This is a genomic window from Nocardioides deserti, assembly GCF_014266025.1.
GTDB lineage: Bacteria > Actinomycetota > Actinomycetes > Propionibacteriales > Nocardioidaceae > Nocardioides > Nocardioides deserti.
On sequence record NZ_JACMYC010000001.1, the window covers coordinates 102,148 to 115,414 of the forward strand.

Sequence of the window (13,267 nt, forward strand, 5' to 3'; positions counted from 1 at the left end):
GCAGCACCCGAGCAGGACGTCAGGGAGACCCCGTGCGCCGTACCCGCCCCACCCGCGGCCGCCGCGGCAGCCTCCGCGGCTCCCCGCAGGCGCGGCTGCGGGTCGGGTTCGTCCTCATCGCGATGGTGCTGTCGGTGTTCGGCGGCCGGCTGGTGCAGCTGCAGGGCGTCGACCCGGGGTCGTACGCCGCGATGGCGGCCGCCGAGGGCACCACCGAGGTGCTGCTGCCGGCCCGCCGCGGCGACATCCTGGACCGCAACGGCGAACCGCTCGCCAACTCCGTCGACGGCCTCATGGTCGTCGCCGACCCGAAGCTGACCGCCGACAAGGCGCCCGAGATCGCGACGTTCCTGGCGCGCCGGCTGGACGTGGACTACGCGCGGACGCTCGAGCGGCTCCGCGAGCCGGGCAGCCGGTTCGAGTACCTCGCCCGCCAGGTCCCCTCGACGCTCGCCGACGACGTGGTGAGCGAGGCCCGCGAACGCGGCTACGACGGGATCCTGACGCGCCGCGACCCGGTGCGGGAGTACCCCGCGGGCGACGTCGCCGCCAACCTCGTCGGCGCGCTCGGCACCCCGGACCCCGAGGAGGGCGACCAGCCGCTGGTCGGCCTGGAGCTGGCGTTCCACCACTGGCTGGCCGGCAAGGACGGCTCGGCGCGGTACGCGGTCGGCGGCGGCAACAAGCTGCCCCTCGGCGACAACGTGGAGGTCGCGCCGGTCGACGGCAAGGACCTCGTGACCACCCTCGACCGCGAGCTGCAGTGGTACGCCCAGCGCGTGCTGCGGCAGACCGTCCAGTCCTCGCGGGCCGAGTCGGGCTTCGCCGTGGTCCTGGACTCCCGGACCGGCGACATCCTCACGCTCGCCGACCACCCGACGTTCGACGCGAACGCACCGGAGCTGGCGAAGAAGGAGGACCGCGTCTCCCGCGCCCTGGGCGACGTCTACGAGCCCGGGTCGGTCGAGAAGGTGCTGACCGCGGCGGCGCTCATCGACGCCGGCAAGGTGACGGCCCGCACCCGCATCACCGTCCCGCCGCTGCTGCAGCGCCAGGACAGCCCGATCGGCGACTGGTTCGACCACGGCGAGATCAAGCTGACCCTGGCCGGCGTCATCGCCAAGTCCTCCAACATCGGCACCGTGCTGGCCGCGGACAACTTCGAGCCCGGTCAGCTGCGCGACTACCTCGTCGACTTCGGGCTCGGCGCCAAGACCGGGATCGGGGCGCCCGGCGAGTCCGGCGGCATCCTGCCGAGCGGCGCCATGTGGACCGACCAGACCGAGGACCGCATCGCGTTCGGCCAGGCGCTCTCGGTCAACGCCGTGCAGATGGCGGCGGCGGTCAACACGATCGCCAACGGCGGGGTCCGGGTCGACCCGAACCTGATCAAGGGCACCGCCGAGCTCGCCGACGGCACGGAGGTCGGCACCGACACCGCGACCCGTCGTCGTGTGGTCAGCGAGGACGCCGCCCGCCAGACGATGAAGATGATGGAGCGGGTCATCGACCCCGACGCCGGCGTGGCGCCGGGCGCGGCCGTCCCCGGTTATCGGGTGGCCGGCAAGACCGGCACCGCCCAGCGTGCGGTCGACGGCGGCTACCACGGCTTCACCGTCTCCTTCGCCGGCTTCGCCCCGGCCGACGACCCGCGCTTCACGGTCTACGTGGTGGTCCAGGACCCCGGCAACGGCGGCGGCGGTGGCTCGGTCGCGGGCCCGGCGTTCAGCAAGATCATGGGCTACGCCCTGCGCCGCTACGGCGTGCCGCCGACCGGCACGCGGCCCTCGCGCCTGCCGGTCGAGTGGTGAGCCGCGGCGATACCCTCGCCGGGTCATGAACGCCCCCACGAGCCGCCCCCGCCACCCCCGCCGCACGACCCTCGCCGACCTCGCGTCGACCGTGGGCGGCCTGAGCACCCAGGGCGGAGACGGCGCCGACGACACCGTGGTCACCGGCGTCTCGCTGAGCTCCCAACGGGTCCGCCCCGGTGACCTGTACGCCGCCCTGCCGGGCGCGCGCGTGCACGGCGTCGACTACGCGGCGGGTGCCGTCGAGGCGGGGGCGGTCGCGGTGCTGACCGACCCGGCCGGCGCCGACCGCGCGCCCGCCGGCGTACCCCTCGTGGTGGCGGACGACCCGCGCAGCCTCCTCGGACGCCTGGCCGCCCGCGTCTACGGCGACCCCGCGACGCGGATGCGGATGGTCGGCGTGACCGGCACCCAGGGCAAGACGACGACGACCCGCCTGGCGGAGAGCGGGCTCACCGCGGCGGGCGTGCCGTCGGCGGTGATCGGCACCGTCGGCACCCGCGTCCGGGGCACCGACGTCGAGACGACGCTGACCACCCCCGAGGCGCCGGACCTGCACGGCCTCTTCGCCGCGATGGTCGAGCAGGAGGTCGACACCTGCCTGATGGAGGTCTCCAGCCACGCGTTGGTGATGGGTCGCGTCGACGGGATCGTCTTCGACGTCGCCGTCTTCCTCAACCTCGGCCGCGACCACCTCGACTTCCACGCCGACGTCGAGGACTACTACCGCGCCAAGGCCTCGCTCTTCACCCCCGAGCGCGCCCGGCTCGCGCTGGTCAACCTCGACGACGAGCGCGGCCGGCGGCTGGCCACCGAGACGACGCTGCCGGTCCGCACCTTCTCCGCCGACGGCGCGGAGGGCGCGGACTGGCGCGCCGTCGACGTCGAGCTGCACCCGCAGGGCTCGCGCTTCCGCGTGCTCGGCCCGGGCGGCGTCGACGTCCCCGCGGCCTGCCCGATCCCCGGTGGGTTCAACGTCGCCAACACCCTGGCCGCCGTCGCCGCGTGCGCCGAGGCCGGGCTGGACGCCGCGACCGTCGCGGACGGCATCGCCACCGGCGCCGGCGTCCCCGGCCGCCTGGAGCGGGTCGAGGCCGGCCAGGACTTCGTCGTGGTCGTCGACTACGCCCACAAGCCCGACGCGGTCGAGGCCGCCGTCGCGGCGCTCCGCCCGGTCACCGCCGGCAAGGTGGTCGTCGTGCTCGGGGCCGGCGGCGACCGCGACCCCGGCAAGCGGCCGATCATGGGCGAGATCGCCTCCCGCCTGGCGGACGTGCTGGTCGTGACCGACGACAACCCCCGCACCGAGGACCCCGCGGCGATCCGTGCCGCCGTGCTCGCCGGGGCGACCGGGGGAGCCGAGGTGCTCGAGGTCGGCGACCGCCGGGCCGCCATCCGCGAGGCGCTGGGCCGGGCCCGCGCCGGCGACGTGGTGCTGGTGGCCGGAAAGGGGCACGAGACCGGTCAGGAGGTGGCCGGCGTGGTCCACCCGTTCGACGACCGTCAGGTCGTGCGCGAGGAGCTGGAGGCGGTGCGGTCGTGATCCCCATGACGCTCGACGAGGTGGCCGCGGTCGTCGGCGGCACCGTCGCCGGCGACGGCACCACGCGGGTGACCGGACCGGCGTACCTCGACAGCCGCGAGCCCGTCGTCGGCGGGCTGTTCGTGGCGATCGCGGGAGAACGCGTCGACGGCCACGAGTACGCCGCGCACGCGCACGCCGTGCTCGGCACCCGACCGACCGGGCGCCCGTCGGTCCTGGTCGACGACCCGGTCGCCGCGCTGGGTCGGCTCGGCCGCCACGTCGTCGACGCGACCGGCGCGACCGTGCTCGCGCTCACCGGCTCCCAGGGCAAGACCGGCACCAAGGACTACCTCGCCCACGTGCTGGCCACGGTCGCGGGCAGCGGCGTGCCCGACGGCGTCGTCGCGACGCGGGGCAACTTCAACAACGAGATCGGCGTCCCACTCACCGTGCTGCGCGCGACCTCCGACTCCACCCACCTCGTCGTCGAGATGGGGGCCCGTGGCATCGGGCACATCGGCTACCTGTGCGAGGTCGCACCGCCGGCGGTCGCCGCCGTGCTCAACGTCGGCACCGCCCACCTCGGGGAGTTCGGCTCCCGCGAGGCGATCGCCCAGGCCAAGGGCGAGATCGTCGAGGCGCTCCCCGTCACCGGCACCGCTGTGCTGAACGCCGACGACCCGCTCGTCGCCGCGATGGCGCCGCGCACCGAGGCCCGCGTGCTCACCTTCGGGCAGGCCGGCGACGTCACCTGGCGCGGCCTGGAGCTCGACGACGTCGGCCGCCCCACCTTCGAGCTCGGCCACGCCGGGCAGTGGCACCCGGTCGCGCTCCGCCAGGTCGGTGCGCACCAGGTCGCCAACGCCGCTGCGGCCGCCGCGATGGCGCTGGCCGTCGGGTGCGACGCCGCCGACGTCGCGGCCGCGCTGTCGACCGCCGAGAGCGCCTCGCGCTGGCGGATGGAGCTGCGCGAGCGCGCCGACGGCCTGGTGGTGCTCAACGACGCCTACAACGCCAACCCCGCCTCGACCGTCGCCGCCGTCGACGCGCTCGCCGCGCTCGGCCGGCGCGGCACGCGGCGTACCGTCGCGGTGCTGGGGGAGATGCGCGAGCTCGGCCCCACCAGCCACGACGACCACGTCGCCGTCGGTCGGGCCGCGGCCGAGGCCGGCATCGACGTCGTCGTCGCCGTCGGCGAGCCGGCCGCCGGCATCGCCGAGGGCGCCCGGTCGGTCGCGGGCTGGCGCGGTGAGGCGATGCTCACGGCGGGGCGGGACGAAGCGCTCGCCTGGGTGCGGGAGAATGCTGCAGCCGGGGACGCCGTCCTCGTCAAGGCCTCGCGCGGCGTCGCGCTCGAGGTCCTCGCGGAGGGACTGCTGGAGGACGTGACGTGAGAGCCGTACTGCTCGGGGGTGGGTTGGCCCTGCTCATCTCCCTGCTCGGCACCCGGGTCGCGATCTCGCAGTTCACCCGGCTGGGCTACGGCCAGGAGATCCGCGACGACGGACCGACCAGCCACCACACCAAGCGGGGCACGCCCACCATGGGCGGCGTCGTCATCATCGCCGCGACCGTGATCGGCTACTTCGCGGCGAAGCTGATCACGATGAGCGAGCCGTCGGCGTCCGCGCTGCTGCTGCTCTTCCTCTTCGTCGGCATGGGCCTGGTCGGCTTCCTCGACGACTTCATCAAGATCTCCAAGCAGCGCAGCCTCGGCCTGCGCAGCAAGGCGAAGATGGTCGGCCAGACCGTCATCGCGCTGATCTTCGGCTTCCTGGCGCTCTCGCCGTGGCTGGAGGACGACCGCGGCCGCACGCCCGCCTCGGACCACATCTCCTTCATCCGCGACTTCACCGCGTTCGCGCTGCCGACCGTCGTGGTGATGGCGCTGATCTGGCTCATCGTCACCGCCACCTCGAACGCCGTGAACCTCACCGACGGCCTCGACGGGCTCGCCACCGGCGCGAGCGTGATGGTCTTCGGCGCGTACACGCTGGTGAACATCTGGCAGAACAACCAGTCCTGCGAGATCTCGCCCGGCGCGACCTGCTACGAGGTGCGCGACCCGCTCGACCTCGCGGTCATCGCCGCGGCCATCACCGGCGCCTGCTTCGGCTTCCTGTGGTGGAACGCCTCGCCCGCGCAGATCTTCATGGGCGACACCGGCTCCCTCGCGCTGGGCTCGGCGCTGGCCGGCTTCGCGATCCTCACCCGGACCGAGCTGCTGCTCGTCGTGCTCGGCGGCGTCTTCGTCGTCGAGACCCTCTCGGTGATGCTCCAGGTCGGCTGGTTCCGGATCAGCGGCGGCAAGCGGATCTTCCGGATGGCGCCCATCCACCACCACTTCGAGATGCTCGGGTGGGAGCAGGTCACCGTCGTCATCCGGTTCTGGATCGTCACCGGCCTCTGCGTCGCCGCCGGACTCGGCATCTTCTACGCCGAGTGGGTCGCAGGCATATGACCCGCTCCGACCTCGACGCGCTGAGCCAGACCGATTCCTGGGAAGGCGTGCGCGCGGTCGTCGCCGGCTTCGGCGTCTCCGGCTTCGCCGCCGCCGACAACCTGCTCCACCTCGGCGCGAGCGTCACCGCGCTCGACGAGTCGGCCGCGGGCAAGGAGGAGAAGGCCGAGCTGCTCGAGGTGCTCGGCGCCTCGATCCGGCTCGAGGAGGGTGCGACCGCCGTCCTGCCCGACGACGTCGACGTGCTCGTCACCAGCCCCGGCTGGCGCCCCGACGCGCCGCTCCTCGCCCAGGCGCACGCACGCGGCGTACCCGTCTGGGGCGAGGTCGAGCTCGCCTGGCGCCTGCGCCACCCCGAGCACGCCGCGCCGTGGCTGGCGGTGACCGGCACCAACGGCAAGACCACGACCGTGCAGATGCTCGACTCGATCCTGCGCGCCGCCGGGCTGCGGAGCACCGCTGCCGGCAACGTCGGCCTGCCGCTGGTCGAGGCGGTCATGGACCCCACGCCGTACGACGTGATGGCGGTCGAGCTCTCCAGCTTCCAGCTGCACTACACGCGGTCGATGGCCGCCGAGTCCGCCGCGGTGCTCAACCTCGCCGAGGACCACCTCGACTGGTACGCCGCCCCCGGTGCGAGCAGCTCGGACCCGATGCGTGCGTACGCCGCCGACAAGGGCCGGATCTACGAAGGCGTCGAGCGCGCCTGCGTCTACAACGTCGCCGACCCCGAGACCGAGCGGCTGGTCCGCGAGGCCGACGTGCAGGAGGGTGCTCGCGCGATCGGGTTCACCCTCGGGATGCCCGGCGTCGGCATGCTCGGCCTGGTCGAGGACATCCTGGTCGACCGCGCGTTCATCGAGGAGCGAGGCACCAGCGCCGCCGAGCTGTGCACCGTCGCCGACCTCGCCAGCCCGGCGCCGCACTTCGTGGCCGACGCGCTGGCGGCCGCCGCGCTCGCACGTGCTCACGGCGTCTCGCAGCAGGCGGTGCGCGACGGCCTGCGCGCCTTCCGCCCCGACGCCCACCGGATCGCGGTGGTCGTCGAGCACGAGGGCGTGACCTGGGTCGACGACTCCAAGGCCACCAACCCGCACGCCGCCCAGTCCTCGCTCCAGGCCTACGACCCGGTGGTGTGGGTCGCCGGCGGGCTGGCCAAGGGCGCGCGCTTCGACGACCTGGTCCGCTCGGTGCGCGACCGGCTGCGCGGCGTCGTGCTGCTCGGCCGAGACCGCGGGGTCGTCGCCGAGGCGCTCGCGCGACACGCGCCGGATGTGCCCGTGATCGACGTCGGTGCCGGTGAGACTGGTCCCGAACAGGCTCCCATGGAGCGCGTCGTGGAGGCGGCGGCCACGTTGGCCCGACCCGGCGACACGGTCCTGCTGGCTCCTGGTTGCGCCTCCATGGACCTGTTCGCCAGCTACGCCGACCGCGGGGAGCAGTTCGCGGCCGCCGTGCGCAGGAGGACCGGGCAGGACTGAGTCGAGCGGATGCGAGGAGGCGGGCCGTGGCCACCACCGTCGAGCCGCCCGCCACCCAGCCCGACTCCTCGACCGGCTCCTCGACCGGGTCCGACGAGCGCCGGCCCGGCCGGTTCGCCTGGTTCGCGGCCGCGCGCGAGGCGCTCGACAAGCCGCTGACGGCGTACTACCTGCTGCTCGGCGCCTCAGGACTGCTGCTGACCATCGGCCTGGTCATGGTGCTCAGCGCCTCGAGCGTCTACTCGTTCCGGATCTTCGACAACTCCTACGCGATCGTCACCCGCCAGCTGATCTGGGTGGCGCTGGGCCTGCCGGCGGCGTACGTCGCCAGCCGGATGAGCACGCGGTGGCTCAAGCGGCTCGCGTTCCCGGCGTACCTCGTCGCGCTCGTGCTGCTGCTGATGACCGCCTTCCTCGGCGTCACCGTCAACGGCAACCAGAACTGGCTGGCCCTGGGACCTGTGCAGATCCAGCCCTCGGAGATCGCCAAGCTCGCGCTCGTCATCTGGGCGGCGGCGACCTACGCCAACAAGGAGCGCCGGCTCGGCCAGCTGCACCAGATCATGGTGCCGGTCGTCCCCGGCCTGCTGCTGGCCACCGGGCTCGTCGTCGTCGGCCGCGACCTCGGCACGGCGCTGGTCTTCGTGGCGATCCTGCTCGGGCTGCTGTGGGTGGTCGGCGCGCCGGCCCGGTTCTTCACCTTCAGCCTGTCGGTCCTCAGCGTGCTCGCGATCTTCATCGCCTCGACCAGCTCCGAGCGGCTCGGCCGCATCACGAACTTCGTAGACCCCTTCCAGGACTACCACGACGCGGGCTGGCAGCCGGCCCACGGCCTCTACGCGCTGTCGACCGGCGGCGTCTTCGGACAGGGCATCGGCGCCAGCCAGCAGAAGTGGGGCGACCTGCCCGAGGCCCACACCGACTTCATCTTCGCGGTGCTCGGCGAGGAGCTCGGCCTGCTCGGCACGCTGCTCGTCGTCGGCCTGTTCCTGACCATCGCGTACGCCGCCCTGCGCGTCGCTCGCGAGACCGCCGACCCGTTCGTGCGCTACTGCACCTTCGGCATCGTGGTGTGGCTGGTCGGCCAGATGATCATCAACGTCGGCATGGTGCTCGCCCTGCTGCCGGTGATCGGCATCCCGCTGCCACTGGTCTCCTACGGCGGCTCCGCCCTGCTCCCGTCCCTGGTCGCCCTCGGCCTCCTCATCGGGTTCGCCCGTCGCGAGCCGGAGGCGGCGCGCGCGCTGGCCCACCGCAAGCGCGACCGCGCCCGGTCGCTCGTAGGCTGACCCGCGATGCGCGTCCTGCTCGCCGGTGGTGGAACCGCCGGCCACACCTCGCCCCTGCTCGCCACCGCCGACGCCCTGGGGCGGCTGCGGCCCGACGTCGAGGTCACCTGCCTCGGCACGCCCCGCGGGCTGGAGAACCGCGTCGTGCCCGAGGCCGGCTACCCCCTCGAGCTCGTCCCGCCGGTTCCGCTGCCGCGCCGGCCCGGCGCCGACCTGCTCCGCGTCCCCGGCCGGCTGCGCGCCGCCGTCCGCGCGACCAACGACGTGCTCGACCGCGTCCGGCCCGACGTGGTCGTCGGGTACGGCGGCTACGTCTCGGTCCCGGCCTACCTCGCCGCCCGCCGCCGGGGCCTGCCGGTCGTCGTCCACGAGCAGAACGCGCTGCCCGGCATCGGCAACAAGGTCGGCGCCCGGGTGGCCCGCCGGGTCGCGGTGTCGTTCCCGGACACCCCGCTGCCGAAGGCCGAGCACGTCGGCCTGCCGATCCGCCGGATGATCGCCACGCTCGACCGCCCGGCGCTGCGCGCGGAGGCCCGCGCGTTCTTCGGCCTCGACCCCGACCTGCCCACGCTCGTCGTCACCGGCGGCTCGCAGGGCGCGCGCCGGCTCAACCAGTCGGTCTCCGGTGCGGCCGCCGCGCTCGGCGAGGCCGGCGTGCAGGTGCTGCACGTCGTCGGCCCGAAGGGCGAGGCCGCGCCCGCCGCCACCGGCACGCCGTACGTCGTCGTCGACTTCGTCGACCGGATGGACCTGGCGCTGGCCGCCGCCGACCTCATGGTCTGCCGTGCCGGCGCGTCGAGCGTGACCGAGGCCGCCGCGACCGGCGTGCCGGCGGTCTTCGTGCCGCTGCCCATCGGCAACGGCGAGCAGGAGCACAACGCGCGGCCGGTCGTCGACGCCGGGGGAGCGCTGCTGGTCTCCGACGCGGCGTTCACTCCCGAGTGGGTCGCCGCGACCGTTCCCGGGCTGGCCAACGACCGCGAGCGGCTCGCCACGATGGGCGCCGCCGCCAGCGACCTCATCCCGCGCGACGCCGACGAGAAGCTCGCGCGCATCGTGCTCGAGGTCGGCGGGGCCGGCGCGTGAGGGTCCCCGTCCCCGACGTCGTCCCGCCCGCCGAGGAGCTCGGCCGCGTCCACTTCGTCGGCATCGGCGGCGCCGGCCTCTCGGCCATCGCCCGGATCATGCTCGCCCGCGGCATCGCCGTCAGCGGCAGCGACGGCGTCGACAGCCCCACCCTGGCATCGCTGCGCGACGCGGGCGCGACCGTCTTCGTCGGCCACGACGCCGCCCAGGTGGGCGACGCCGACACCCTCGTGGTCTCCACCGCCGTCCGCGAGGACAACCCCGAGTACGTCGACGCCGTCCGCCGCGGGCTCCGCCTGCTGCCGCGCTCCTCGGCACTCGCCTCGGTCATGGCCGGCCGTCGCGTCGTCGCCGTCGCCGGCACCCACGGCAAGACCACGACCACCTCGCTGCTGACCGTCGCCCTCCAGGCCGCCGGTGCCGACCCGACCTACGCCGTCGGCGGCGAGCTCGCCGCGACAGGCACCAACGCCGCCGAGGGCACCGGCGACCTCTTCGTCGCCGAGGCCGACGAGAGCGACGGCGCGTTCCTGCACTACAGCCCGTACGCCGCGATCGTCACCAACGTCGACGCCGACCACCTCGACCAGTGGGGGACGCCGGAGGCGTACGCCGCCGCGTTCGACGAGTTCGCCGACACCGTCTCGTCCGACGGCTTCCTCGTCTGCGTGGTCGACGACCCGGGTGCGGCGGCGCTGGCCGAGCGGCACCGGGCCCTCGGCCGCCGCGTCGTCACCGTCTCCACCCGCGCCGACGCCGGCGTCGACGTCGGGCCGGACACGCTCGCCGGGGTCACGCTCTGGTCGCCCGGGGACCACTACCTCGCCGACGCGCTGGCCGCGCTGGCCACCGGTCTCACCCTCGGGCTCGACCGCGCTGCGCTGGTGGCCGGCCTGGCGGCGTACACCGGGACGAAGCGGCGGATGGAGCCCAAGGGCGAGGCCGGCGGCGTCCGCGTCTACGACAGCTACGCCCACCACCCCGTCGAGATCGTCGGGGACCTCCAGTCCGGGCGGGCGCTGGCGGGGGAGGGGCGGCTCGTCGTCGCCTTCCAGCCGCACCTGGTCTCGCGGACGCGGATCTTCGGCGAGGCGATGGGCCGGGCCCTCGGCGCCGCCGACGAGGTCGTCCTCACCGACGTCTACCTCGCTCGCGAGGAGGCCGATCCCGAGGTCACCGGCGCGTACGTCGCCCGCTCAGTGCCGCTGCCCGCCGACCGCGTCGCCGTGGTGCCCGACCTCGACGACCTGGCCGCCGAGCTGGCCCGCCGCGCGCGTCCCGGCGACCTCGTGCTGACCCTCGGCGCCGGCACGATCACCACCGTCGGCCCCCGCGTGCTGGAGCTGCTGCGCGACCATGGCTGACCGGTCGAGCACCGACACCTTCGAGCGGACCCGCCGCCGGTTCGTCCGCCGGCAGCGGGCCGGCCGGCGACGCCGGTGGCGGCTGCTGCTCCTCGTGGTCCTGCTGCTCGCCCTGGTGGTCGGCGGGCTGTGGCTGGTGTTCCTCTCCGACCGGCTCGCGGTCCAGGGGGTCGAGGTGCGCGGCACCGAGACCCTGAGCACGGGGGAGGTGCGCAGCGCGGCGGCCGTGCCCACCGGCGAGCCGCTCGCGACGCTCGACCTGGCGGCCATCGAGGCCCGGATCGAGACCCTCGCCCCGGTGCGCAGCGTCGACGTCTCGCGCCAGTGGCCCGACGCGGTGCTGGTGGAGGTCGAGGAGCGCACGCCGGTCGCGGTCGTCTCCATCGGCGGGGAGTTCCGCGGCCTGGACGCCGAGGGCGTCGTGTTCGACCGCTTCCGCAAGGCCCCGCCCGGTCTGCCCCGGGTCGAGGTCTCCGCCGACGTGGCCGACGACGCCTTGGTCGAGGCCGCCGCGATCGTCGCCGTGCTGCCGGGGGACCTCGCGGCCAAGGTCGACCACGTCGAGGTCCGCACGGTCGACCAGGTGTCGCTCGCCCTGCGCGACGGCCGCACCGTCCGGTGGGGGAGCGCGGATGCCTCCGAGCAGAAGGCCCAGGTGCTCGCCGGCCTGCTCGCCGCCCAGCAGGCGCCGATCTACGACGTCTCCGTCCCCGGCCAGCCCACCGTCTGCACCCAGCCCGCCGTCTGCGGCGACGACTGACTCCTCGCGGGGCAGCACCGCCGCACCGGCGGCACACGACACGCACGACACCCACGACACGCGGCGTGTCCTCCCGGATCGGGCGGGATGTGCTGCCTAGTGTCGTCCGCACGACGAGGTTGACATAACTATAACCCTCCACCTGAGGGTCAGAGTTGCGGACACACCGAGTCGGACGACTTCCCCGCGCGGGCCACCGTCCGCACGCATCGCACCCAGACCTGAACCGACCTCCATCGAAAGGCGAAGCCGCCGTGGCAGCTGCACAGAACTACCTGGCCATCATCAAGGTCGTGGGCATCGGCGGTGGCGGCGTCAATGCCGTCAACCGGATGATCGAGGTGGGGCTCAAGGGTGTCGAGTTCATCGCGATCAACACCGACGCCCAGGCCCTGCTCATGAGCGACGCCGACGTCAAGCTCGACATCGGTCGCGAGCTCACCCGCGGCCTCGGCGCCGGCGCGAACCCCGACGTCGGTGGCCGCGCCGCCGAGGACCACGCCGACGAGATCGAGGAGGTCATCAAGGGCGCGGACATGGTCTTCGTGACCGCCGGCGAGGGTGGCGGCACCGGGACCGGCGGCGCGCCGGTCGTCGCGCGCATCGCCCGCTCGCTCGGTGCGCTGACCATCGGCGTCGTGACCCGACCGTTCGCCTTCGAGGGCCGCCGCCGCGCCAACTCCGCCGAGGAGGGCATCGCCGCGCTGCGCGAGGAGGTCGACACCCTCATCGTCATCCCGAACGACCGGCTGCTCTCGATCAGCGACCGCAACGTCTCGGTGCTCGACGCGTTCAAGCAGGCCGACCAGGTCCTGCTCCAGGGCGTCTCGGGCATCACCGACCTGATCACCACCCCCGGCCTGATCAACCTCGACTTCGCCGACGTCAAGTCGGTCATGGCCAACGCCGGCTCGGCTCTCATGGGCATCGGCTCGGCCCGCGGCGAGGACCGCTCGGTCGCCGCCGCGGAGATGGCGGTCTCCAGCCCGCTGCTCGAGGCGTCCATCGACGGCGCGCACGGCGTCCTGCTCTCGATCGCCGGCGGCTCCGACCTCGGCCTGTTCGAGATCAACGAGGCGGCCGCCCTGGTCGCGCAGGCCGTGCACCCCGAGGCCAACATCATCTTCGGCGCGACCATCGACGACGCCCTCGGTGACGAGGTCCGGGTCACGGTCATCGCCGCCGGCTTCGACGGGGGTACGCCGAAGCGACGCGACGAGGGCACGGTCCTGCGCCGCGAGCCGAAGCCGCAGCAGAGCCAGGAGGAGACCCGCAACGCGGCCCAGGCGCTCGCGGCCGGCCGCGGCGACGCGCCCGCCCGCTCGGAGCAGCGCGAGCCGGTCGCGGCGGCGAGCCGCCCGCAGGCCGCCCCGTTCCAGCAGGCCGCGCCCGCCCAGCAGTCGCAGCCGGCCCAGCCGGCGGCCCGCCCGGCGCCGCGCCAGGTCCAGTTCGACGACGACGACCTGGACGTGCCGGACTTCCTGAAGTAG

10 protein-coding genes are annotated in these 13,267 nt (G+C 74.3%); all 10 read left to right on the plus strand.

The window, feature by feature from the left end:
• Positions 1 to 32 precede the first annotated feature (32 nt).
• The 10 genes from H7344_RS00550 (at position 33) to ftsZ (ending at position 13,267) form a co-directional block, all read left to right on the plus strand.
• Positions 33 to 1,811, plus strand: a complete 1,779-nt coding sequence (locus tag H7344_RS00550) for a peptidoglycan D,D-transpeptidase FtsI family protein (RefSeq protein WP_229706831.1) — start codon at positions 33 to 35, stop codon at positions 1,809 to 1,811.
• Between the two features lie 25 nt (positions 1,812 to 1,836).
• Positions 1,837 to 3,354: a UDP-N-acetylmuramoyl-L-alanyl-D-glutamate--2,6-diaminopimelate ligase gene (locus H7344_RS00555; protein ID WP_186344084.1), complete on the plus strand. Its 1,518-nt coding sequence runs from the start codon at positions 1,837 to 1,839 to the stop codon at positions 3,352 to 3,354.
• Between the two features lie 5 nt (positions 3,355 to 3,359).
• Positions 3,360 to 4,730 carry a UDP-N-acetylmuramoyl-tripeptide--D-alanyl-D-alanine ligase gene (locus tag H7344_RS00560; protein ID WP_222130121.1) on the plus strand — a complete coding sequence of 457 codons (1,371 nt, stop codon included), beginning with the start codon at positions 3,360 to 3,362 and terminating at the stop codon, positions 4,728 to 4,730.
• Positions 4,727 to 5,797, plus strand: a complete 1,071-nt coding sequence (mraY, locus tag H7344_RS00565) for a phospho-N-acetylmuramoyl-pentapeptide-transferase (RefSeq protein ID WP_186344086.1) — start codon at positions 4,727 to 4,729, stop codon at positions 5,795 to 5,797. Before H7344_RS00560 ends, mraY begins: the two co-directional genes overlap by 4 nt.
• Positions 5,794 to 7,278: a UDP-N-acetylmuramoyl-L-alanine--D-glutamate ligase gene (murD, locus tag H7344_RS00570; protein WP_186344087.1), complete on the plus strand. Its 1,485-nt coding sequence runs from the start codon at positions 5,794 to 5,796 to the stop codon at positions 7,276 to 7,278. Before mraY ends, murD begins: the two co-directional genes overlap by 4 nt.
• A gap of 26 nt (positions 7,279 to 7,304) precedes the next feature.
• A complete protein-coding gene (ftsW, locus tag H7344_RS00575; RefSeq protein ID WP_186344088.1) occupies positions 7,305 to 8,567 on the plus strand; it encodes a putative lipid II flippase FtsW in 1,263 nt (420 codons plus the stop codon).
• 6 nt (positions 8,568 to 8,573) lie between these two features.
• On the plus strand, positions 8,574 to 9,653 hold the full coding sequence (gene murG / locus H7344_RS00580) for an undecaprenyldiphospho-muramoylpentapeptide beta-N-acetylglucosaminyltransferase (protein WP_186344089.1): 1,080 nt from the start codon (positions 8,574 to 8,576) through the stop codon (positions 9,651 to 9,653).
• Positions 9,650 to 11,017, plus strand: coding sequence for a UDP-N-acetylmuramate--L-alanine ligase (gene murC, locus H7344_RS00585; protein WP_186344090.1), 1,368 nt, complete (start codon positions 9,650 to 9,652; stop codon positions 11,015 to 11,017). The genes murG and murC overlap by 4 nt, the downstream gene beginning before the upstream one ends.
• Entirely contained in the window at positions 11,010 to 11,777 is a 768-nt protein-coding gene (locus H7344_RS00590) for a cell division protein FtsQ/DivIB (RefSeq protein ID WP_186344091.1), read from the plus strand. The genes murC and H7344_RS00590 overlap by 8 nt, the downstream gene beginning before the upstream one ends.
• 254 nt (positions 11,778 to 12,031) lie before the next feature.
• On the plus strand, positions 12,032 to 13,267 hold the full coding sequence (ftsZ, locus tag H7344_RS00595; protein WP_186344092.1) for a cell division protein FtsZ: 1,236 nt from the start codon (positions 12,032 to 12,034) through the stop codon (positions 13,265 to 13,267).